At 42.0% G+C, this 21915-nt stretch carries 19 protein-coding genes; 12 read left to right on the top strand and 7 right to left on the bottom strand.

The window, feature by feature from the left end:
• Positions 1-40: 40 nt before the first annotated feature.
• Both rmuC and V7R42_RS12745 read right to left on the bottom strand, forming a co-directional pair.
• Positions 41-1330: a DNA recombination protein RmuC gene (gene rmuC / locus V7R42_RS12750; protein WP_334020645.1), complete on the bottom strand. Its 1290-nt coding sequence runs from the start codon at positions 1328-1330 to the stop codon at positions 41-43.
• Positions 1331-1539: 209 nt separating this feature from the next.
• Positions 1540-3069, bottom strand: a complete 1530-nt coding sequence (locus V7R42_RS12745) for a fumarate hydratase (protein ID WP_334020644.1) — start codon at positions 3067-3069, stop codon at positions 1540-1542.
• 268 nt (positions 3070-3337) lie between these two features.
• Between V7R42_RS12745 and pabB the strand changes: the two genes are divergently transcribed.
• The 3 genes from pabB (at position 3338) to V7R42_RS12730 (ending at position 6938) form a co-directional block, all read left to right on the top strand.
• Positions 3338-4777, top strand: coding sequence for an aminodeoxychorismate synthase component I (pabB, locus tag V7R42_RS12740; protein WP_334020643.1), 1440 nt, complete (start codon positions 3338-3340; stop codon positions 4775-4777).
• A 54-nt stretch (positions 4778-4831) separates the two neighbouring features.
• Complete coding sequence (locus V7R42_RS12735; RefSeq protein WP_334020642.1) at positions 4832-5404, top strand: CoA pyrophosphatase; 573 nt, start codon at positions 4832-4834, stop codon at positions 5402-5404.
• 160 nt (positions 5405-5564) lie between these two features.
• Positions 5565-6938 (top strand): L-serine ammonia-lyase, encoded by a 1374-nt coding sequence (locus V7R42_RS12730; protein ID WP_334020641.1) that lies wholly within the window; start codon positions 5565-5567, stop codon positions 6936-6938.
• A 114-nt stretch (positions 6939-7052) separates the two neighbouring features.
• Here the strand turns inward: V7R42_RS12730 and cysB are convergent, their stop codons facing one another.
• The gene (cysB, locus tag V7R42_RS12725) at positions 7053-8027 is read right to left on the bottom strand and encodes an HTH-type transcriptional regulator CysB (protein ID WP_014949524.1); all 975 of its coding nucleotides are present in this window, start codon (positions 8025-8027) and stop codon (positions 7053-7055) included.
• Between the two features lie 208 nt (positions 8028-8235).
• On the opposite strand from cysB, the gene V7R42_RS12720 reads away from it, so the two are divergent.
• The gene (locus tag V7R42_RS12720) at positions 8236-8940 is read left to right on the top strand and encodes a sensor histidine kinase (RefSeq protein WP_334020640.1); all 705 of its coding nucleotides are present in this window, start codon (positions 8236-8238) and stop codon (positions 8938-8940) included.
• A 95-nt stretch (positions 8941-9035) separates the two neighbouring features.
• The gene (locus V7R42_RS12715) at positions 9036-9794 is read left to right on the top strand and encodes a hypothetical protein (RefSeq protein ID WP_334020639.1); all 759 of its coding nucleotides are present in this window, start codon (positions 9036-9038) and stop codon (positions 9792-9794) included.
• A 34-nt stretch (positions 9795-9828) separates the two neighbouring features.
• Here the strand turns inward: V7R42_RS12715 and V7R42_RS12710 are convergent, their stop codons facing one another.
• Positions 9829-10713, bottom strand: a complete 885-nt coding sequence (locus tag V7R42_RS12710; protein WP_334020638.1) for a LysR family transcriptional regulator — start codon at positions 10711-10713, stop codon at positions 9829-9831.
• A gap of 123 nt (positions 10714-10836) precedes the next feature.
• Here V7R42_RS12710 and V7R42_RS12705 point away from each other — a divergent pair, with 123 nt between their 5' ends.
• The 5 genes from V7R42_RS12705 (at position 10837) to V7R42_RS12685 (ending at position 16393) form a co-directional block, all read left to right on the top strand.
• Entirely contained in the window at positions 10837-11544 is a 708-nt protein-coding gene (locus V7R42_RS12705) for a CoA transferase subunit A (RefSeq protein ID WP_334020637.1), read from the top strand.
• Positions 11544-12197 (top strand): CoA transferase subunit B, encoded by a 654-nt coding sequence (locus V7R42_RS12700; RefSeq protein ID WP_334020636.1) that lies wholly within the window; start codon positions 11544-11546, stop codon positions 12195-12197. The genes V7R42_RS12705 and V7R42_RS12700 overlap by 1 nt, the downstream gene beginning before the upstream one ends.
• 246 nt (positions 12198-12443) lie before the next feature.
• On the top strand, positions 12444-13769 hold the full coding sequence (locus V7R42_RS12695) for a DEAD/DEAH box helicase (protein WP_334020635.1): 1326 nt from the start codon (positions 12444-12446) through the stop codon (positions 13767-13769).
• 231 nt (positions 13770-14000) lie between these two features.
• The gene (locus tag V7R42_RS12690) at positions 14001-14534 is read left to right on the top strand and encodes a hypothetical protein (RefSeq protein WP_334020634.1); all 534 of its coding nucleotides are present in this window, start codon (positions 14001-14003) and stop codon (positions 14532-14534) included.
• A gap of 299 nt (positions 14535-14833) precedes the next feature.
• Complete coding sequence (locus tag V7R42_RS12685; RefSeq protein WP_334020633.1) at positions 14834-16393, top strand: hypothetical protein; 1560 nt, start codon at positions 14834-14836, stop codon at positions 16391-16393.
• A 174-nt stretch (positions 16394-16567) separates the two neighbouring features.
• On the opposite strand, the gene V7R42_RS12680 is transcribed toward V7R42_RS12685, so the two are convergent.
• From V7R42_RS12680 to V7R42_RS12670, 3 genes are all read right to left on the bottom strand, one after another.
• The gene (locus V7R42_RS12680; RefSeq protein WP_334020632.1) at positions 16568-16816 is read right to left on the bottom strand and encodes an EF-hand domain-containing protein; all 249 of its coding nucleotides are present in this window, start codon (positions 16814-16816) and stop codon (positions 16568-16570) included.
• Positions 16817-16868: 52 nt separating this feature from the next.
• Positions 16869-17864 carry an oxygen-dependent tRNA uridine(34) hydroxylase TrhO gene (trhO, locus tag V7R42_RS12675; RefSeq protein WP_334020631.1) on the bottom strand — a complete coding sequence of 332 codons (996 nt, stop codon included), beginning with the start codon at positions 17862-17864 and terminating at the stop codon, positions 16869-16871.
• A 129-nt stretch (positions 17865-17993) separates the two neighbouring features.
• Positions 17994-18548, bottom strand: a complete 555-nt coding sequence (locus V7R42_RS12670; RefSeq protein ID WP_334020630.1) for a VC2046/SO_2500 family protein — start codon at positions 18546-18548, stop codon at positions 17994-17996.
• Between the two features lie 120 nt (positions 18549-18668).
• Here V7R42_RS12670 and V7R42_RS12665 point away from each other — a divergent pair, with 120 nt between their 5' ends.
• A complete protein-coding gene (locus tag V7R42_RS12665) occupies positions 18669-20309 on the top strand; it encodes a response regulator (RefSeq protein ID WP_334020629.1) in 1641 nt (546 codons plus the stop codon).
• A 338-nt stretch (positions 20310-20647) separates the two neighbouring features.
• Positions 20648-21889, top strand: a complete 1242-nt coding sequence (locus tag V7R42_RS12660) for a putative DNA modification/repair radical SAM protein (protein ID WP_334020628.1) — start codon at positions 20648-20650, stop codon at positions 21887-21889.
• The last annotated feature ends 26 nt before the right edge of the window (positions 21890-21915 follow it).

The raw sequence follows: 21915 nt of genomic DNA, 5'->3' as shown, positions 1-21915 counted from the left end.
TTGTCTCAATAAGAGAAAAGGCCGCAAATGCGGCCTTTTTTTAATCGTCTTGAGAAAGTTGCTGTAGGTGCTGCGACATGCGCTTACTGGGTTGGACGCCCAATTCTCTGAATTTTTCTATTTGCCTAACTAGGTTTCCTCGCCCACTGGTTAGTTTATTCATAGCTTGCTCATAGTTAGCGTGGGCGGAATCCATTGATTTACCCACTTTTTCCATATCAGATACAAAACCAACGAACTTATCATACAGCTTGGCCGCTTGTTCTGCGATAAGCTGCGCGTTTTGATTTTGATACTCGTACTGCCATATATTGTTTATCGTTCGAAGCGCGACTAACAAGTTAGTGGGACTAACCAGCATAATGTTGTGGTTAAGCGCCATAGTGACTAAATCAGGCTCTTCTTCAATTGCTATCAAGAAGGCTGGCTCGATAGGAATAAACAGCAACACGTAATCGAGTGTTTTTAGGCCTTTTAGTGTTTGGTAATCTTTTGCACCCAAGCCCTTAATATGTCCTTTTATTGAAGCCACGTGCTGACTTAAAAATTGTGCTTTTTCTGTTTCTTCATCGCAATTGTAATACCGTTCATAGGCGGCCAAACTTACCTTTGAATCAATAATCACATCTTTGTCATTCGGCAAGTGCACCACGACATCTGGCTGAAAACGCTTACCATGTTCAGATGTTGCTGACTTTTGTGTTTCAAATTCGTGTCCCTCACGTAAACCTGATTCCTTTAGGATACGTTCAAGCACTACTTCTCCCCAATTTCCTTGTTTTTTATTGTCGCCTTTAAGCGCGTTGGTTAGTGCCGTTGCCTCTTCGGTTATTTTTTGATTCAGAGCCTTTAAACTTAATATTTCGGTCTTAAGAGACGCTCGCTCCTGCCCCTCGCGTATGTGCTGCTCTGATATTTGTCGCTTGAAACCATCCAATTCATTTTTAAACGGTGCTAACACCGCTTCTATATTGTGTTTAGTTTGTTGAGTGTAACGCTGCTGCTTTTCTTCAAATATGCGGTTTGCTAGATTCTCAAATTGAGTTTGCAGGCGCTGCTCCGATGCGTTCATCGATGCCAACTTATCTTCATGAGCGGCATGAAGTGCTTGAATTCTTGCTTGGTGAGCTTCATTTTGCGCTTGAAGTTTGGCGTTTGTAATGCGTTCGTTATTCAGCTCATTTTCTAATTGGTTACTATAATGGGTAATTTGCGACAACTTTGCTGAAATAACTTGGCCACGGACAAACAAAAAGACTGCAAAAGCACACAGGCTGAAAAAGGTGACTAAAAAAGCAATGGGTTCGCTAGTGATGAAGTTGGTTAACATAGTGCAGATTCATACTGTTATTTTGTACAGCACTATAAACAAAATTAAGCAAAGATACCAATTCGTGTTTTGGTTGAATGACCAAGAAGTGAAGCAGTGAGCAGATAAGACGTAAAATTGATTGAAGTGTAAAAATAGAAACGGGTGCTTTCACACCCGTTTTAACAGCTTAATAAAGCGCTTAAATGTATAGACTTCTTTCTTGAACTTTATTTAGAAAGCGAGGCATCAAGTTCTTCAATTTTTGCTTTCCAAATGGCTGGGCCATTTTTATGAGCATTGGCACCCGTGCTGTCTACGGCAACGGTTACCGGCATATCTTCTACGTCGAACTCGTAAATTGCTTCCATACCTAAATCTTCAAACGCAACAACGCGAGATTTCTTAATTGCTTTTGACACAAGGTAGGCTGCACCACCCACTGCCATTAGGTAAACTGCCTTATGCTTAGCAATGGAGTCAACCGTAGCTGGCCCACGTTCTGCTTTACCAATCATGCCAATAAGGCCTGTTTTCTCAAGCATCATGTCGGTAAACTTATCCATACGCGTAGCCGTTGTTGGGCCAGCAGGACCAACTACTTCGTCACCGACCGCATCAACCGGACCTACGTAGTAGATAAAACGGTTAGTTAAGTCAACGCCTTCTGGTAACCCTTCACCGTTTTCCATCATGGTTTGAATGCGTTTGTGCGCCGCATCACGACCCGTAAGCATTTTTCCTGAAAGTAATACCGTTTCTCCAACTTGCCACTCTTGGATATCTTCTTTGGTTACTTCATCAAGGTTAACGCGGCGGGTGTTTTCACCCACTTCCCAGGTTACTTCAGGCCAGTCTTCTAGTTTTGGTGGCGTTAACTCCGCTGGGCCCGAACCATCAAGATAGAAGTGCGCATGACGGGTTGCTGCACAGTTAGGGATCATTGCAACTGGCTTCGACGCAGCATGAGTAGGTAGAGACTTAATTTTAACGTCAACAACGGTCGTTAAACCACCTAGCCCTTGGGCACCGATACCAAGCTTGTTAACGCGGTCAAAAATTTCTAAACGAAGCTTTTCGTCGGTGTTTTGTGGGCCGCGTTCAATAAGCTCTTGAATGTCGACAGGGTCCATAAGGCTCTCTTTTGCAAGTACCGCTGCTTTTTCAGCAGTACCGCCAATACCGATACCCAGCATTCCTGGCGGACACCAGCCTGCACCCATGGTCGGCAATGTTTTTACTACCCAATCCGCAATATCATCACTTGGGTTTAGCATTACCATTTTAGATTTATTTTCTGAACCACCGCCTTTAGCGGCGATCATCACTTCAATTTTCTCGCCCGCTACCATGTCGATGTGTACAACAGATGGCGTATTGTCTTTTGTGTTTTTACGCGCGCCCGCAGGATCAGCAACAATTGATGCCCGTAGCGGGTTATCTGGGTTTAGATATGCACGACGTGTACCTTCATCGACCATTTCTTGAACGGTCATGTCAGTCTTGTCCCACGTAACACCCATACCAACTTTAACAAAACACGTCACAATGCCCGTGTCTTGGCACAAGGGGCGTTTACCCTCTGCCGACATACGCGAATTAATAAGAATTTGTGCCATCGCGTCTTTTGCGGCTTGGCTTTGTTCTTTTTTATAGGCCTCTTCTACGGCTTTCACGTAATCAAGGGGGTGATAATAAGAAATGAATTGCAGGGCATCTTCAATGCTGTCAATGAAGTCTTGTTGACGGATAACGGTCATGGCATCCTCTTTTTATTTGGCTTTCGTGGTCTTAGCTAACTAAAAAAGCGTATACTAGCGCATCTAGTGACAACGCACCAAGTAAAACCATGTGCTTGAGGATAATTCCAGTTATTTTTAGAAACTATGTAAGTGGAATACCTAAACAGCTAGCCTGACGCTATCTGCAAATAGTCCTTGTTTATTAGTACCTGTAAGAAATAAAAGGCAAATTTCGCTTATTACAAGCGCAAAACGCCCATGATAAAAAGAAGTTCAGAAAATACCTATGTCAAACGCAGACACCATTCACGTTCATATTTCCCGTTACACCCCAGAGGCGTTAGTCAATGCAATACCAATAAACTGGCAGCAAAATGCACCTGTCTTTAACGCTTTGTTTGAACGCGTATCTGCCCTACCTTATTCGATTTTATTAGATACTTCAGGCTCGTCGAAAAGCGAAGGCCGTTTTAACATTATGGCCTTTTCCCCAACCATGGTTATAGAAGCTAAAGGCGGCACAGTTGAACTTATAGATGTACAAAACTCAACACGTCAAGCGCTTGCTTTACCCCCCTTTGAGGCGGTTCAAGCCAAATTATATGCACGCGTATCAAATGTGAAATTGCACGCCAGTTTTGATACCGCACACCTCCCTTTTATTGTTGGTGTAGCAGGTATGGCTGGGTATGACACTGGCCGATTTTATGAAACAATGCCCAACATTGCTAAAGACGACTACAACACACCTGATTTCGCAGTCGGCCTTTATCTTTGCTCGTTTATTGAAGACACACAAACAGGGTATATTTACTATTGCTCTGCTGATAACCGCCCACTAGATCATGTTTTCTCTTCATTCGAAAACCAAAGTTCATCAACTCCTTTTAAGCTAACATCTCAATTTGAATCAAATTTGTCGAAAGACGCCTATGAAGCTTGTTTAGATAGAATACACGCCTACTTGCGCGCAGGCGATTGCTATCAAGTGAACATGGCGCAGCGCTTTAGTGCAGGCTTTGAAGGTAACCTTTGGCAAGCTTATTGTGAGCTACGCGATCAAAACCAAGCGCCGTTTTCTGCTTTTTTTAATCTTCCCCAAGGCAGTATTGCGTCCATTTCGCCAGAAAGGTTTTTACGCGTTAAGAATGGCTTTGTAGAAACTAAACCCATCAAAGGAACCCGCCCTCGTTTCAAAGACAAAGTAAAAGATGCTGAAAGCGCGCAAAGTCTGCTTGTCGCAGAAAAGGACCGTGCAGAAAACCTTATGATTGTTGATCTTCTACGCAACGACATTTCTAAGCATTGTCGGCCACATTCGGTGAAGGTACCTGCACTTTTTGCGCTTGAAAGCTATGAAGCCGTCCACCATTTAGTAAGTACAGTAACGGGCGAATTAAATAAGGCTTCATCGCCCTTAGAATTACTTGCATCGGCATTTCCCGGTGGTTCTATAACTGGAGCACCTAAAATACGTGCCATGGAAGTTATTGATGAACTTGAGCCACATCGCCGCAATATTTACTGTGGCAGCGTGTTTTATATGGGCTTTCGTGAAGATATGGATTCGAGTATTTGTATAAGAACCGTTTTGGCTGAAAACCATAAGTTACATTGCTGGGCAGGTGGTGGTATTGTGCTAGATTCGGTTCCAAGCGAGGAGTATCAAGAGACCCTTGATAAAGTGTCTAAAATACTTCCGGTACTTGAATCTATTAATCAATAGCATTTGCAGTAAGGTCACTGACAGGGTAATCAATTCGGTTGTGAATATACAGTAATGACAAAGAACGAATTTCTATCACAGTTTCATCATTTAAGGCAGCCGCTCATCGAGCCAGATTTTCCTTTGAGGAAAACAGGCAGGCCCGCTGCGGTTCTGATTCCACTGATAGATTATGGCAATTCGCTTCAATTATTGCTTACAGAGCGAGCTCACCACCTCAAGCACCACCCTGGCCAAATAAGTTTTCCTGGCGGTGCGGTTGATGATACTGACAATTCCTTTTTCGATGCTGCGCTTCGCGAAGCGGAGGAAGAAGTTGGGTTGCCCGCCAGTTACGTTGAAGTAGTGGGAATGCTGCCAAAATACCGAACAATTAGTGGTTATGAAATTGCGCCTGTTGTTGGCTTCGTGGCCCCTGACTTTACGCCGGTTATTGATAAAAATGAAGTAGAGAGTGCTTTTGAAGTGCCGCTAGCGCACGTATTAAATAGAAAAAATCACTTAGTTCATACCACACATCGTGACAAAAAAGCCTTTCCTATTTATTTTATACCGTGGAAAAGCCGCATGATTTGGGGAGCAACGGCGGCGATGTTGCGAAACCTTTCCCATCATATTCACCCTTAATCCTTATTATTATTTTCTACCAAACCACTTTTGCCTTCACTATAAAGTAAACTTTACAGCATATTAGCAAAACTAATCCCTATATTAGCTTTTCTGTATTGTGGTTTTCACATGGCGGATGCATGATCACATTATTATTTTGTTTTAATTTTGAAAGTTTATGATTAGTGTATTTGATATGTTCAGCGTGGGCATCGGTCCATCAAGTTCGCACACCGTAGGTCCCATGAAAGCGGGCGCCGAGTTTGTTTCTGAACTTGCTGAGGATACTGCGCTTTTCGAATCTGTAGATAGCGTAAAGGTTGAGTTGTTTGGCTCACTTGGCCAAACAGGTATTGGCCACGGCACTGGAAAAGCCGTTATTCTTGGCCTACTGGGAGAGTTGCCAGATGCTATTGACGTAGACAGTATCGAGGCAAAACTTGAGGAAATACATAACACTGAAAAGCTCAGCCTCAACAATCAGAAATTGGTGCGCTTTCCCAACAAAAATGCCATTGTGTTTCACCGCCGTAAAACGCTTCCAAAGCATGCAAATGCTTTAACGTTCTATGCGTACGCAAGAGATGAGATTGTTAAACAGCAAACCTACTACAGTATTGGTGGTGGCTTCATTATTAAAGACGAAGACTTCGATGCGACCAAAGCGCATGCTGCTAGTCTTCAGGCTTCAGTGCCCTTCCCTTTCAAAACAGCAGGTGACCTTCTTACGTTGTGTAAAACGAACGGCTTAAGCATCAGTTCTTTGATGTTACGTAATGAATCAACATTCAGACCTAAACACGAAGTGAAGCAACAGCTTCACAGCATTTGGATGGTAATGAAAGCTTGTATACAGCGCGGTATTGAAAGCGAAGGCATTTTACCCGGCGGTTTGAAAGTTGTTCGACGCGCACCAGGCTTATACCGCCGCCTTCAAACTGAGCATACCAACGACCCAATGCAAACTATGGATTGGGTAAACTTGTTTGCTTTAGCCGTAAATGAAGAAAACGCGGCTGGCGGCCGTGTTGTTACCGCGCCGACAAATGGTGCAGCGGGGATTATTCCGGCTGTTCTTCAGTACGTAGATAAATTTATTCGACCTGTTGATGAAGAGGTAGCGAGCCGTTTCCTTCTCACCGCAGGTGCTATCGGTATTCTTTATAAAGAAAATGCGTCGATTTCTGGTGCTGAAGTAGGTTGCCAAGGTGAAGTTGGCGTTGCTTGTTCAATGGCAGCAGGTGCCCTTGCAGAAATTATGGGGGGTACAGCTGCATCGGTTGAAAATGCCGCTGAAATCGGTATGGAGCACAATCTTGGTCTTACTTGCGATCCTGTAGGTGGTCTTGTTCAGGTTCCATGTATTGAGCGTAATGCCATGGGCGCCATTAAAGCTATTAATGCATCGCGACTCGCGCTACGCGGAACTGGTGATCAAAAAGTATCGCTTGATAAGGTCATTAAGACCATGCGTGATACTGGTAATGATATGAAAACGAAATATAAAGAGACGGCGAGAGGCGGACTCGCAGTAAATATTATCGAATGTTAGCGGCTCATTCGTAATTGACATGGTGTTAAGTTAAAAAGGGGCTGATAACCCCTTTTTAACAAAAAAGTGTCAGCGTATACCAGAACTCATCAAGGGTTTCATTGAGCGCCGCGTTTACTTTACAGGAAGCGTTACGCCTTTAAACATTTTTTCCACCTCTTCATTATTTTTCAGCATCATAGCCTTCTCAACCTTGTCCTTAGTCAGGTGAGGTGCAAAACGCTCAATAAAGTCGTACATATAACTTCTTAAGAACGACCCTTTTCTGAAACCAATTTTTGTGGTGCTGTAATCGAACAGGTGGCTTGCATCTATTTTAACAAGATCATCATCTAACTCTTCACTTACCGCCATCGACGCTATAACGCCAATACCTACACCTAGGCGAACATAGGTTTTTATAACGTCTGCATCTGTTGCTGTAAACACAATTTTGGGCGTTAGTCCTGCTCTTTCGAACGCTTGATCTAACTCAGAGCGCCCTGTAAAACCGAAAACGTAGGTGACTAATGGATATTTAGCAATATCTGAAATATCAATGGTGCCCTTTTTCGACAGTGGATGGTCCTTATTTACGATGACGCTTCGGTTCCAGTGATAGCATGGAAGCATGACCAAATCGTTGTAAAGGTGAAGCGCTTCGGTGGCGATAGCAAAATCAGCTTCACCTTTAGCAGCTAAGTCACTAATTTGAGAAGGCGTACCCTGGTGCATGTGTAGAGAAACTTTTGGGTATTTGCTCATAAATCCTTGAATCACATCGGGTAACGCATAGCGGGCTTGCGTATGGGTAGTCGCGATATTGAGCTTACCTTGGTCTGGAAGCGTATGTTCCCTAGCTACCGCTTTTATGCTTTCTACTTTCGCCAGAATTTCCCGGGCGATATTAATTACATCGTTACCCGCGTCTGTGACATGGGTTAAATGCTTGCCACTACGGCCAAAAATCTGAACGCCTAGTTCATCTTCCAACATACGAACTTGTTTACTAATACCTGGCTGTGAGGTATATAAACTTTCTGCTGTTGCCGACACATTCAAATTGTTGTTAAGGACTTCTACAATATACCGTAGTTGCTGTAGCTTCATATTTTACACCGATTTATGCGATAGACTGACACTATACTTTGTTCGTTATAACCAAAACCACCTCTTTTTACTAGTTGCTATTACTAAATTGGCATTATAAAGTTGAAAATAATTGAATTTTTATATTTTCGAGTGGTAATTATTCGCCTTTGTCCGTTTTCTTCTACATTATGGATAGGTGGTTAAAAAGCACGGTGTTTAATAGACAATGAGTAGCAGTAAACAAGTAACATCTACAATCGATTTTTCTTCGGTATTAGCAGCCGCAGTACACGACATGAAAAACTCACTGTTTTTGCTTATTCAATCTATTGAAACGCTAAGCGATACACTTTCCCCTCAAGACGAGAAGGCCAGAGAACAGGTCGCAAGTGTCCATTATGAAGCATCTAGGCTCAATACAAACCTGGTCCAAATACTCTCTTTATACCGAGCAGAACTAGAAAGTTTGCCAATTACTGTCGATGAAAGTTTCATTAAAGACCTGGTTGAGGATGTTGTGGGCTCTAATGCGTTATACGTATCTCAAAAGAATATTGAGATCAGTGTAGCTATTGACGATGACCTCAATTGGTATTTAGACAGTGAATTAATTTATTTGTTATTGAACGATGTAATTATTAACGCTATGCGTTATGGCACATCTAAAATACTTGTAAGCGCGAATGTCGACGAAAATGAATTCATGACGATCCAAGTCGAAGATGACGGTCATGGCTACCCCCAAGCTATGCTATTAAAAAGCCACGAAAAACTTCGTGACTTTGAATTGAGTCAAGGGCGAACTGGCCTGGGATTATTTTTTGCTAAGTTAATAGCAAACGCACATTCGCAAGGGGGAAAATTTGGCTCAATCGCTCTTTCAAATGGTGGAAGTCTCGGTGGAAGTGTATTTGAAGTGAAAATACCGTAAGATTGACCGATAACATTGGGTAATACATAAAGTAACGCTCGCACGTAGTAATACGTTAACGTTATAAAAAATAAAAAACAGACGGAAACACACGCATGTACGTGATTATTATTATATTAATTGTTGTGTTGCTAATCGCAGCTATCTTCATCAATGCAATGCAACAACATCGTCAAAAGCAGGAAGCTGAGCGCAGAACAGAACTCGCCAAGCAACGTACGATTGTTGACGAAACTGAAAACGTTATCAGCGCCTGTGTAAACATGCCGGTTTCATCTCGCATTATGGGAATACTTCACAACCGCATTCTCAATGCCTTGAAAGTAATGAATGAGTTATCTAGTACAGCGGATTTAAAGCAACGGATTTCAAGCTGTGAACAAGCGACGGCCGCAGCGCTTTCAGACAACAGCGGCACTGTTAGTGACTTTTCGCTACCTGACAGCGATAAGATGATTATTCAGTATATTCAGGCCGTTAAAAAATTACGCATTATTCTTCGTTCTGAATATAGCAAAGGGCAAATCGATTCAAAAGTGTTCATGGAAGAAGATAAACAGCTTGAACGTTTGCAGGTAAAAGTGAACGTAGAAACACTGATAAAACGTGGCCGCGCTGCTCTTCAAACGAATATGCTTGGATCAGCAAGGCAGTACTTTGAGAAAGCAAAAAACGCACTAGAAAATCAAAACCAACAAGACGATTATTCTACGTCAAAACTCGCTTACCTCAATGAATTGCTACACGAAATACAAAGTAATCTTAAGAGCGTGAACGAAAAAGATCGTGCTAAGAAACAGGAGGAAGAGAGAGACGAGTTGGACGAGTTATTCGCGCCGAAGAAAAAGTGGTAAGTCGCAACGGTTATTAAACAGTGCGCATTGTGGCTCACGCATAATGCGCAACCGCCAAGTCCCACATGGACTGAGCGGGTAACGACAGACCTTTTCGCGCATGTCTGATTATTCCAATATTTTTTACAAGTGGCTCATCACAAATTTCTTTGGCCACTAGCCCCAAGCTTTCCATTTGAGCCTTACAAATAGCTGGCATGATAGATATGCCTAAACCATTTTGAATAAGCTTGCCGATCGTAGAGAGTTGGCCCGTTTCAGCAATAATATTTAGCTCGCCATACTGTGCCAGCTTCGATTGGGTCCATTGGCGCACTGCAGATCCCCTATTCATCATTACTAACGGAAGTTGTTGGCAGTCTTTCCAATGTAAATCGTTAACAAAGTGAGATGATAGCGTTTGGTTGGCCACCGCAACAAATTCATCAGCAAACAAACTTTTAAACACTAAACCATCTTTACGCTCTGGTTCAAATGAAAAGCCGATTTCGCTGCGACCAGTCGTCACTTCATGGATGACCTGCTCCATCACTACATCGACTATTCGTAAGTTTACGTTTGGAATACGTTGGTGAAAAACTGACAAGATATCCGGTAGGTGAGACTCTGCAAATGACGGCATAGCGCATACCGTAAGCTTTCCCTTCGCCATAGCAAATAGATTTTGAATGTCAGAGAAAGTGTTGTCCCAATCATGTAGCAGCCTTAAAGCATTTGGAAATAAAACCTCGCCCTCTGGCGTTAAGCTTACATTGCGTGTGTTACGTTGAAACAGTTTACCGCCCAATTGCTCTTCCATTTTCTTAATAGCAGATGAAAGTGCTGGCTGAGTTAAGTGTAAGTTAACCGCGGCTTCAGCAAAAGTTGAAGATTTGGCCACTTCTACAAATGCCTTTATTTGACGATAAGAAACATCCATAAGCTTATGTGTATGGCTCCAACTATTGATAAACATTATTTATTAATTGGAAGATTAATTCGATTTTACAAATAACACAACAACCTTGATACTTATTTTTAACAAAATCATTGGAGATAAAGAATGGCAGGGTTTAACAAAGTTGTATCCTCGTACAACGAAGCCATGGCTGGACTAGAAGATGGTATGACAGTCATTGCGGGAGGATTTGGCTTATGCGGAATACCAGAAGGTCTTATAGCACAAATAAAAAAAATGGGGACGACCGGCCTTACTGTCGTTTCAAATAATTGTGGCGTAGATGGTTTTGGCTTAGGGCTTTTACTTGAAGACAAACAAATAGTGAAAATGGTGTCTTCTTATGTTGGCGAAAATGCGCTATTTGAAAAGCAGTTGCTTGATGGCGAACTAGAAGTGGAGCTTACGCCACAAGGTACGCTGGCCGAAAAGATGCGTGCTGGTGGTGCCGGTATCCCCGCATTTTATACCGCAACAGGTTACGGCACGCCGGTCGGCGAAGGTAAAGAGGTAAAAGAATTCAACGGTCGCCCGTACATTCTTGAACACGCCATCACTGGAGACTTTGCCATTGTCAAAGCATGGAAAGCAGATACTTTCGGAAACTGTATTTATCGCTATACCGCGCAAAACTTCAATCCTATGGCGGCTACGGCTGGCAAAATCACTGTTGTAGAAGCGGAAGAAATTGTAGCGCCTGGCGAGTTGAACCCGAGCGAAATCCATACTCCAGGCATCTATGTAAACAGAGTCATTCAAGGTTCATTCGAAAAACGTATTGAGCGTCGAGTCGTTAGCAAGGAATCAGTGTAATGCTTAGTAGAGAACAAATAGCAATGCGCGTAGCACAAGAATTCAAAGATGGTGACTACGTAAATTTGGGCATAGGCATCCCTACCCTGGCGGCTAATTATGTACCCGATGATATTAGCGTAATGTTGCAGTCAGAAAATGGCCTGTTGGGTATGGGGCGTTACCCGACTGAAAGTGAAATTGACGCTGACATGATAAACGCAGGTAAAGAGACAGTAACGGCCATAACGGGTGCGTCAATCTTTAGCAGCGCTGAAAGCTTCGCTATGATCCGAGGCGGTCACGTAGATTTCACTGTACTTGGTGCATTTGAAGTTGATGTATCGGGCAATATTGCTTCTTGGATGATACCAGGTAAATTAGTTAAAGGTATGGGCGGCGCCATGGACTTAGTTGCCGGCGCAAAAAACATAATCGTTACCATGACCCATACCGACAAACATGGTAACCCTAAGCTGCTTAGCAAATGCTCATTACCGTTAACCGGTGTGAACTGTATCACACGCATAATTACTGACTTAGCAGTACTATGTGTTGAAGGTGGCGCTTTTGTTCTGCAAGAGCGTGCACCAGGTGTAAGCGTGGACGAAATAAAAGAGAAAACCGGAGGAAAGCTTGTCATTCCGGAAGATGTTACAGAAATGCGTCTTTAGCCATCACGTTTAATTATGCTTAGTCGAGTCGCGCTTACCCGTTGCCAACGCTATTTTGGGGTAGGCGCGAGTGGTTTAGTCTCCTCACGCTTAAACTTTAACGTTGTTTTTTGCTTGTTAGTCGCTAGCGCCATAAGCACATGCGTTCAGTTCGCAAATATTTAAGCCTGTCCCAATAAACCTTTAAATGAAACGTGCATTAAGGGATAATGCGCCCGAATGTTATTTTAATAAGGTTACCCGTTCTTGCTAGTTACTGATTTACCAGTTCACCACAAAATTATTTCAAAGCTCGAAACAAAAAACATTTCGACGCTAACCGAAATTCAAGAGCGCACTATGCTGCCTGCAATTCAGGGCAAGGATATTATTGCGTCATCAAAAACTGGGTCAGGTAAAACCTTCGCCTTTTTAGTGCCAGCTATTAATAGGCTAATGTCGCAAAAAGCGCTTAGCCGACAAGACCCACGTGCACTTATTCTTGCACCAACCCGCGAACTAGCCAAACAAGTTTTCATTGAAGCAAAATCAATGTGTACGGGTTTGAATCTTACTTGCTCACTCATCGTCGGTGGTGAGAACTATAACGACCAGGTTAAAGCCCTTCGTAGGAACCCACATATTATTGTAGGTACCGCAGGTCGTGTAGCTGACCACCTTTTAGATAAAAGTGTATATTTAAACGGTTTAGAGTTGCTTATTTTTGATGAAGCCGACCGTATGTTAGATTTGGGTTTTTCTGCGCAGCTTAAAATGATTAATGATTATGCTGATCACAGAAAACGCCAAACCATGCTGTTTTCTGCCACGCTCGATAACATTGAGCTTAAGCATATGACGACCCAGCTCACCAAAAGCGCAGTGCGTGTGGCTGTAGGTGATTCGACGGCAGAACATGGTGACATCGTTCAACACTGTTTTTTTGCTGACAACGTTGATAACAAAGACCAAATTTTGCAGTATGAACTGATCAATCGTACATACAACCAAGCTATTGTTTTTACAGCCACCCGTGAAGACACTGACAGAATTGCAACCCTATTGAACGCACAGAACTTAGAAGCCATTGCCCTTCGTGGTGATATGTTACAGAATCAACGTGCGGCGGTTATGAGTGCATTCGCACGCGGTCAACACAGTATTCTGGTTACCACAGATCTTGCATCTCGCGGACTGGATCTGTCTAAGGTGGGGTTAGTCGTTAACTTCGACCTTCCCAAAAATGCAGATGAATATATTCATCGCATTGGTCGTACAGGACGAGCAGGTCAAAAAGGTGAAGCTTTCTCGCTAATTGGTCCTCGCGATTGGAACAGTTTCGAAGGGCTAAAGAACCACCTTCAATATGCTCTAGAATGTTCGGCGCACAACGAATTTTCGGCATCATTTAAAGGGTTTACGCCGAAGAAAAAAGTGGCCAAAAAAGCAAACGCTCAAAATGGTAAGAAGCGTGTAGTAAAGCCAGCAAAACATGGCGCAAATAAACGTGTAGATACGATGTCTGGTGAGGATGTTGGCATGGCTCCTATAAAACGAAAACCGAGACAGACGCCGTCGAATGATGACGAGTAGATAATTATTGTTCGGTGAGTAACCTTTGTTGCCGCTAATCTATGCTTTGTTTAGCGGTAAACAACGGCCCCCTCCGTTTTAATGCTCATTTTCTTACGTTCAAGTTCTTTTTATACTCTTCGGTATGTGCTTTAATGTGTAGATATAAGAAGCAGTTAACCTTCTGATTTATGGATTTATCCCGATAGTTTTCAAGACTATCTAAGCCTTTTTAAAATGGATTTTAAAAACATGAAATTGTTTAAGCTTGTTTCTTTAACACTGGTTGTCATGATTATATTTCTGGTATTTTTTTATGAAAAAGTAATAGCCAGTGTTTTGCTACCACAATATATAAACTGGGCGCATGAAACAGATAAAAAAGGTTTGGAAATAGGTACGCCGTTGAACGAAAAAGAAATGGCGCTAGCAGCAAAGATAGGCATCAAATACCCAGCAAAAGTTAGAGTTGTTTATGTCGATGAAGTACCCTACCCCTACGAAAATTTTGCCTTGAAAGTTTTTGGCGAGACCGTGGGTCTTGTTGGCGAAGGCATCATAAACAACGCACAAGTTTTTGGCTATTCAATTTACGCTCGCAAAGATTTTAAGCTCAATAGACCTAAATTAGCCCATGAATTAGTACATGTGTTACAAATTGAGCGAGCCAGTTTAGGTGAAGTTGTTACCCAACATTTTTTCGATATGGCACAGTATGGATACGATGACGCACCGTTAGAAGTGGAAGCTGCTAAAGCTAATAAAAGATACAGGGCCGATTGGTAAACCACATACAGCTTCGTTTGCTTTTAATAGATACCAATTTTGTATTCTCGCATAAGAAGACTCTATACAGGAACGGAAGTTAGAGCCCACCTGTCAAAACAAGCGATGCTATACAAGCGAACAATATTGTATTCACCTAACCTATTGAATTATCCAAATATTGTGTTTATTCTGAACGATGAAGAGCTTTAGTCTTACTTGGATACTTCACGTGCTTACTAATAGTGAACATTAATATCGTAGACTGCCAATAATAACGAGTGACGGAAACGATCACTGAATTAAAAGTGTGAATATAGATGTTGATTGATAGCAAATCAAAAAACAATAAACCTTCGTGGGCGGAGGAAAAACTGTCTCAAATTCCCACTATGGTGAGTGACATTTCACGCAAAATATCAGAGTATCGAAAAAGTTATCTTGAGCTCGTTAAAGATGCAGAAGTGTTTTTCGAGGACTACCCACAGAACTACCGTCAACTTAACGCGCTCAAACGGAAGGTGAAAACTTACCAAGGTCAAATTGAGTACATAGAGAATTATCGAAAGGATAAAGGAAAATACCCTTCGATAAAAGGCCAACCTTCTGTTCAGCGTTACATGGCGCGTTTGGTAGCTCAGCAAACACAATGTGACAACGAACTGCGCGCGTTAGAAGACGAGCTGCGCGTGAAAAGTAACGAGCGCTATGAGCATCTAGACCAACTTACTGATTACATGCTCAACCTACTTAACGGTGAAAGAACGTTTAGCCAATTTTTAGGTACCATTGCACTTTCAACACCGTCGCCAAAAGAAAAAGTGAGGCACATCAGAAATGAGCGTTACAAGCCGATTTATATTACGGCGTTAACCATTGCTTTGTTTGAAGAGTTGCGCCTAAAGTCCACTTTTGTAACACAGTATTTAAAAGAGGAACTCGACAAGCTATTTCCCAAAGGTGAGCGTTTTAGTCTGATGGTCGATAAAGGTTTGAATGGTGCAAGTAATCTCACATTTAACCCAATGCCTGCCGACATTAAAATGGCTTATCGTGAAAACGTATTGAAGCCCATCGCAAAAGCGGCATTGCTGCAATCAATAGGCATGCATAGTCCTGAAGCTAGCCAACTACTGGGTGATGATCGCTATCGCAAACTCAATCATAAAGAACGAACAAAACTATTAGCTATCATCGAAAAGAAAACGGCTGATTACATTAAGCTAGGTGTGGGCGTCCCAACCATTAAATACGTCAGTAGAGCGCACAAAGATGTGTTCGATAGCCATGAAAGAAGACAGCTCGATTTCATGCTTCAAATACTGGAATCGCTGAAAGCAGAGCGTCATGAATTAGGCGATTTACTGCGAATTCCTATGACCTACGCATCATTTTTGCTTTCTACAAAGGAAGATTTTGATTATCAACAAATTTATCGAGCCTACGATATTTTAGATCAGGGTCGAGTCGACAAGCATTACCGTGCAGAACATGTGACTGCATTTTTGAACATGGTAGGCCGTTTTCCTTTAGGCTCTGGTTTATATGTCATTCAACAAGAATCAGGGCAAATAGAGAAAGCAATTGTGTCGTCTTTATATCCTGATAATGTTGATGAACCAATATGCAAAATTATCACGCGCAGACAAATTCAGTTTTTAAGCCAAACTGAATTAATCATTTCTAAAAAGTCCAATCTCTTCTTTGAAGAATGCAGAGAAGACAGCCATTACGACTCCGAGCTTTTCCTATTGCGATATAAGAACGAGTACACATGGAATGCAACTGATGTATGGGAAAACCAAGTTCCTGCCATAGAGTTTTGGAAGCGAGATGATAAACGCCGATATAATGGCGTATTTCATTCAAATTCTTATTAGAAAGACTAGGCGACAAGATTCAGTGAAGCCTTAAGCGCCATTCAAGACATAAAAAAACGAGTGCCTGGAGGCACTCGTTTTCACTTATTCTTTCGCGCGGCTTAGTTATAAACTCATACACTTAGCAAAGCGTAGAAAAAATTCAATGATCGATGCGTTTTACCAATTATAAAATTAGTATTCCCACCATCCTTCTTGCCACCACTCCAAAAACTCTTCAAAGTCAATGTAACCGTCGTCGTTACTATCGATAAGCTTAAAACCTTCATGTACGTGGCTCGCTTTCGTTTTTGGTGAAATAACGGTTAGAAGCTCAATGAACTCCGGCAAATCGATTTGGCCGTTACCATCACGATCAAAAAAGCTGAAGTCTTTTCTAATTTCTTCAATTTTAGATTCTGAAAGTTGAGTGCTCACTCGCATTCCTTTTTTCAACTGCAATAAACACGAGTGTAACGCCCTTCTTTCTAGCTGTCTACGCTTGATTTTCTTTTGCTTTAAGTGCGCGTAAACGTTGAGCTTCTGCTTTTTCTTTACGCTTTTGTTCCATAGTCAAACGCGCTTCGGTGCCTACGTGCTCTTGTTGGCGCTCTTTGGCCAATTGAACTTGCTTTTCACGTTCTCTAAAGCGTGCTATTTGCTCTTCAGTATGCGTACCAAAGCAGTGTGGACAGCTTACGCCAGGCTCATACTTATCGCTTTGCTTATCTTCTTCAGTAATAGGAAGTCTGCAGGCATAACACTGCTCGTATTGACTCTTCTCTAAGTCATGGTTTACTGCAACGCGATTATCAAATACAAAGCAATCGCCTTCCCACAATGACTCTTCTTTCGGTACATCTTCGAGATACTGCAGTATGCCGCCTTCTAAGTGATAAACCTCGTCAAACCCCTGCTCTTTCAAATAAGCTGTAGACTTTTCACAGCGTATTCCACCTGTACAGAACATCGCTACCTTTTTGTTTTTTGACGGGTCAAGCTCTTTCGCTACGTATTCAGGAAACTCGCGAAACGTGTCCGTTTTAGGGTCGATAGCATTTTTGAACGTACCAATTTCAATTTCATAACCGTTGCGTGTATCAATTACCGTCACGTCTGGGTCGCTAATCAATGCATTCCAGTCTTTAGGTTTAACATAGGTACCTACGGTTTTGCGCGGGTCGATACCTTCTACGCCCATTGTCACAATTTCTTTTTTAAGTTTCACCTTAGTGCGATAGAACGGCTGTTCATCGTGAAGCGACTCTTTATAAGAAATAGGATTGATGCGTTCATCGCTATTTAAGTACGCGAGCAACGCGTCGATGCCCTCTCGAGTGCCAGAAACGGTACCGTTGATGCCTTCGTGGGCAAGAAGAAGTGTACCTTTGATACCATTAGCTTCCATGGTTTCTAGAAGCGGCTGGCGAATTTCTTTGAAGTTTTCAAGCGCAACGAACTTATACATTGCGCATACAATATATTTAGACATATTTTAACCTTTGCTGATTGGAGCGTAAGACCAGTGCAAAAATGCGGCGCGCAATATAACAAAAAAGAGTGGTAAAAACTAGGGTGGATATAATTAACGAGGGCACGCCAATAGGACTATTAACACGCGCTAGGCAGTATTTTCAAAGGATGTGGAGCCTTGTGGGTTATTTTGTTCTCTATTTCTATTTTCGTCTCGCGACGCGAGAATATCATAAAACAGCGTATTGTCTTCCTTTACGGTGTTTGCATAGTGTTTTTTTAACCGCTTTTGTGTTGCCAAGCTACAGTTATCTAGCACCTCATTAGGTAATCGTTTTGCATTATCAGTCTGTGATAGCGGTGTGGGATTCATGCTTAAGTATAACCTAGCCGTTGTATAGTCTTGAGAGACTAACGTAGACAAAACATGTATCCTGTCCCAATCGCCTTCATTTATCGCTAACGATGGGCGCCTATAATGATTTAACGATGCTAGCTGCTCTTCAATGCTATTCTTATTTTCAGTATCTGAAGTTATCGCTTCAATTTCGAACGGCTCAGCCACACTGTGTTGCTGCATGGCCAGGTACAAAGAGAATATCGCGCCCTGTGCCGAAGCGCGAGCAAGCACACCACTACGCTCCCAGTAAATACTGGGGTCAATAGGTGTCTGTTCGTTCACTATAGCTGTATCAGATGACATTCATTGTTATTTATATCTTTCCATATTATGTTTTCGGCAAGACAATGTTTTTCTTAAGCTTATTATTAAAAATTAGATATACTCTTATACAATATTCGCGCGCTTACTCATGGATGTGAAATGCAATTTAGCAACAAACAAGTACTGATTGTTGAAGATCAACGTCCTTTCCTTCTTCTTCTAAAAGGGTTAATGCATTCAATGGGCGCGTCTGACGTAGTCACAAAGTCGTCTGCCGAACAAGCGGTATCGCTGTGTAGAAAACACAAGTTCGATATTGTTATTTGTGATTTACACTTAGGGGCTGACAATAAAACCGGCTATGAGCTCATTGAAGAGTTGCGCATTCGCAGGCTCATCAGTCCAACTTCAGTGTTCATACTAATTAGTGCCGACAGTGCTCGGCCTGTAGTTTTAGGCAGTATTGAGCGCCGACCAGACGATTTTCTCATTAAACCCTTTTCTCAAGTACAGCTGAAGTCTCGTATTGTTCGCGCATGGCAAAAACGACAGTTTCTTCAAAAAGCGTTGAATTTTATTGAACAGGGTGAATTAAATAGTGCTATCGATCATATTGAAGCGTTACTAGACGCACCTTCCCATTATAAAGGGCACTGTGAACAGCTATTAGTGGAACTCTATTGGCGCATTGAGCAGCCACATAAAGCGTTAGATGTGCTAAGTGATTATATTGATAAACAACCGGTGCTGTGGGCACAAATAGCAATTGGAAAAACCTACTTGCTTTTAAAGGAACATGAAAAAGCGATATCAATTGCCAAAAGGACACTAAAGCGCAACCGATTCAATGCTGATGCACACGATATTCTTGCACAAGCTCATCAGGCCATGTCGGCAGGCGAGGAAGCCTTAGATTCAATAAAAGAAGCAATTAAGCTCTCCCCCTACTCTATACCCAGGCATTTTAAAGCTTGTGATATAGGTAGACAGAACGGTGATTTAGTGCTCGCGGCCAACTCAAGCCATGCGATTTGGGATTTATCTAAACGAACCGTTCATCAAACCAGTTTGCACTGGTGCGGTATTATTCGCAGCCTGTTAGACGTTGCAGAGTTTGCAGACGATAAACGGCAACGCAATAAGTTTCAACAAGAAGCATTACTTACGTTGCAACGAGGAAAGTTTGATGAGCACCTTCAAAAAATAGACCGAGATTTTGACGTAGATATTTTTGGTACAATCGTGAATGCTAGAATTAGCGCTATTGACGGTAAACTGATTGATGCTAAACGTCACCTAACTACGTCACAAACGCTTCTTAACGAAAAGTACACCGAGGTTCCTACTGCATTTATTCCTGACAGCATAAACGTTATGTACAAGTTAGGAGAATTTGATGATGCATTACAGTTAGGTGAACTTTTAACCTCAAGACAAGAGGAACTCGACCAAAACAGTTTAAACATGCTCAATGCACAGGCGTTAAACACTCGAAAGAGTTTAGCAAGTTATCAACAGTTTAACCGGGAAGGCATACAGCACTATCAAAATCAAGATTACGAGCGAGCAAAAGCCTCGTTTGCCCTAGCTCAAGGTTTTGCCCCTGTAAATACGGGCGTTGCACTCAATTTGCTTCAATGTCTTCTGCAAATTGCAATTAAGGAAGGTAAATCAGAAATGAAACTCGTCAACGAATGTAAGCGATTGTTCAAATTGATTGACGACATGACACTCAAGCAACCTTATAAAGAGAAATACACTAGCTTAAGAGAGGAGCTCTCTAAATATATAGGGTTTTAAAATTTTATCTTTTGCATTTTTCTAACCAGAGAGCTTTTTATAATGTACCTTTAGGCTCAGCTTTTCAAACCGCAATACTTCTCGATCTATTTAAACAACGACTCCAAATAATAAGCGGAACAACACCGCCTGCAACCTCTATGTGTTTATGCTAAGACGCGGTGTTTTCTCTCTATAGTTTTTTTACATTAAAATTTCGCTCCCCCCCTTTTGCAACTTCACCCTTACAACTGTATATTTATACATGCTTTAACGTAGTTTGTTACTTCCGTTTAAAAAGAATGGGGGTTCTAATGAGCTGTTTGATTGTGATTGCTTATAGGAAATTATCATCTGCGATGCATGATAGACTGATACAAAAACTCGAAATCCTGTCCGATGCAGCAAAATATGACGCTTCATGCGCAAGTGGTTCAGCAGGAAAACGTCAACCGGGTAAAACCGATAAAAGCGGTATAGGTTCTCTTACCGGTGGCTCGGGAATATGCCATAGCTTCACACCTGATGGTCGATGCGTTTCTTTGTTAAAGATTCTGATGACCAACTATTGTATTTACGATTGTCATTATTGCATCAATAGAGTATCCAGCAACGTTCAACGTGCTCGGTTTACTGTGAAGGAAACGATAGATTTAACCCTGAATTTTTATAAACGTAATTACATTGAAGGTTTGTTTTTAAGCTCAGGTATTGTTGGTTCTCCCGATATAACCATGGAAAGCATGGTTCGTATTGCGAAATCCTTAAGGCTAGACCACGGGTTTAAAGGATATATACACCTAAAAACCATTCCGAACGCGTCATCAGAATTACAAGCCGAAGCTGGCTTGTATGCAGATAGGCTCAGTATTAACGTAGAGATGCCAACTCAGTCTTCGTTAAACAGGTATGCACCTGAAAAAGATCTTAGCAATATTCACGACTCGATGAATGTGCTAAAAGACAAAATTGCAGAACATAAAGTTGATCAAACATATTCGGGAAAACGCCCTCCTCGTTTTGCACCAGGCGGCCAATCTACGCAGATGATCATTGGAGCCGATGGTTCGAACGATAAAACGATATTAGGAACAAGCGTTAAGTTATATAGCCAACAAAAGCTACGCCGAGTTTACTATTCTGCTTTTTCCCCTATTCCTGATGCTTCAGACGTTTTGCCACTTAAACCTGCGCCATTACTAAGGGAGCACCGTCTTTATCAGGCTGATTGGCTTTTGCGTTTCTATGGTTTCGGCTTGGATGAAATCTTGCAAGATGACATGTTAGACATGGACTACGACCCTAAGCTCTCATGGGCTTTGCGAAATCGTCACATATTTCCGATTGATCTCAATACAGCGGATAAGCAGCTTCTATTGCGCGTGCCCGGCCTTGGAGCGCGCACGGTACAAAAAATCTTGTCTATCAGACGCAATACAAAATTAAATTGGGTTGACCTCACAAAGATGCGCCTTCCACTCAAGAAGTTAAAGCCATTTGTCAAAGTGGGAGATTACTTCCCCGATATACATTTACTCGATAGCAATAATTTCGAACTTCAGTTTAAGGAGCCTAAACAGTTCGAGTTATTCAGCGCGTAAATGTGCTAATCGCATAGGTTGTATTA

It is taken from the genome of Alteromonas sp. S015, assembly GCF_036864485.1.
Taxonomy (GTDB): domain Bacteria; phylum Pseudomonadota; class Gammaproteobacteria; order Enterobacterales; family Alteromonadaceae; genus Alteromonas.
Note: the sequence above shows the minus strand (reverse complement) of the source record. Positions and strands in the feature narration are given on the sequence as shown.

Excerpts from the sequence above, each read along its gene's own strand:
- trhO (WP_334020631.1), bottom strand. The coding sequence starts at position 17,864 with ATGTCTAAATATATTGTATGCGCAATGTATAAGTTCGTTGCGCTTGAA.
- V7R42_RS12735 (WP_334020642.1), top strand. The coding sequence starts at position 4,832 with ATGACAAAGAACGAATTTCTATCACAGTTTCATCATTTAAGGCAGCCG.
- V7R42_RS12745 (WP_334020644.1), bottom strand. The coding sequence starts at position 3,069 with ATGACCGTTATCCGTCAACAAGACTTCATTGACAGCATTGAAGATGCC.
- V7R42_RS12685 (WP_334020633.1), top strand. The coding sequence starts at position 14,834 with ATGTTGATTGATAGCAAATCAAAAAACAATAAACCTTCGTGGGCGGAG.
- cysB (WP_014949524.1), bottom strand. The coding sequence starts at position 8,027 with ATGAAGCTACAGCAACTACGGTATATTGTAGAAGTCCTTAACAACAAT.
- V7R42_RS12660 (WP_334020628.1), top strand. The coding sequence starts at position 20,648 with ATGCATGATAGACTGATACAAAAACTCGAAATCCTGTCCGATGCAGCA.
- V7R42_RS12730 (WP_334020641.1), top strand. The coding sequence starts at position 5,565 with ATGATTAGTGTATTTGATATGTTCAGCGTGGGCATCGGTCCATCAAGT.
- V7R42_RS12680 (WP_334020632.1), bottom strand. The coding sequence starts at position 16,816 with ATGCGAGTGAGCACTCAACTTTCAGAATCTAAAATTGAAGAAATTAGA.
- pabB (WP_334020643.1), top strand. The coding sequence starts at position 3,338 with ATGTCAAACGCAGACACCATTCACGTTCATATTTCCCGTTACACCCCA.
- V7R42_RS12670 (WP_334020630.1), bottom strand. The coding sequence starts at position 18,548 with ATGTCATCTGATACAGCTATAGTGAACGAACAGACACCTATTGACCCC.
- V7R42_RS12720 (WP_334020640.1), top strand. The coding sequence starts at position 8,236 with ATGAGTAGCAGTAAACAAGTAACATCTACAATCGATTTTTCTTCGGTA.
- V7R42_RS12690 (WP_334020634.1), top strand. The coding sequence starts at position 14,001 with ATGAAATTGTTTAAGCTTGTTTCTTTAACACTGGTTGTCATGATTATA.
- V7R42_RS12700 (WP_334020636.1), top strand. The coding sequence starts at position 11,544 with ATGCTTAGTAGAGAACAAATAGCAATGCGCGTAGCACAAGAATTCAAA.
- rmuC (WP_334020645.1), bottom strand. The coding sequence starts at position 1,330 with ATGTTAACCAACTTCATCACTAGCGAACCCATTGCTTTTTTAGTCACC.
- V7R42_RS12705 (WP_334020637.1), top strand. The coding sequence starts at position 10,837 with ATGGCAGGGTTTAACAAAGTTGTATCCTCGTACAACGAAGCCATGGCT.
- V7R42_RS12665 (WP_334020629.1), top strand. The coding sequence starts at position 18,669 with ATGCAATTTAGCAACAAACAAGTACTGATTGTTGAAGATCAACGTCCT.
- V7R42_RS12715 (WP_334020639.1), top strand. The coding sequence starts at position 9,036 with ATGTACGTGATTATTATTATATTAATTGTTGTGTTGCTAATCGCAGCT.
- V7R42_RS12710 (WP_334020638.1), bottom strand. The coding sequence starts at position 10,713 with ATGGATGTTTCTTATCGTCAAATAAAGGCATTTGTAGAAGTGGCCAAA.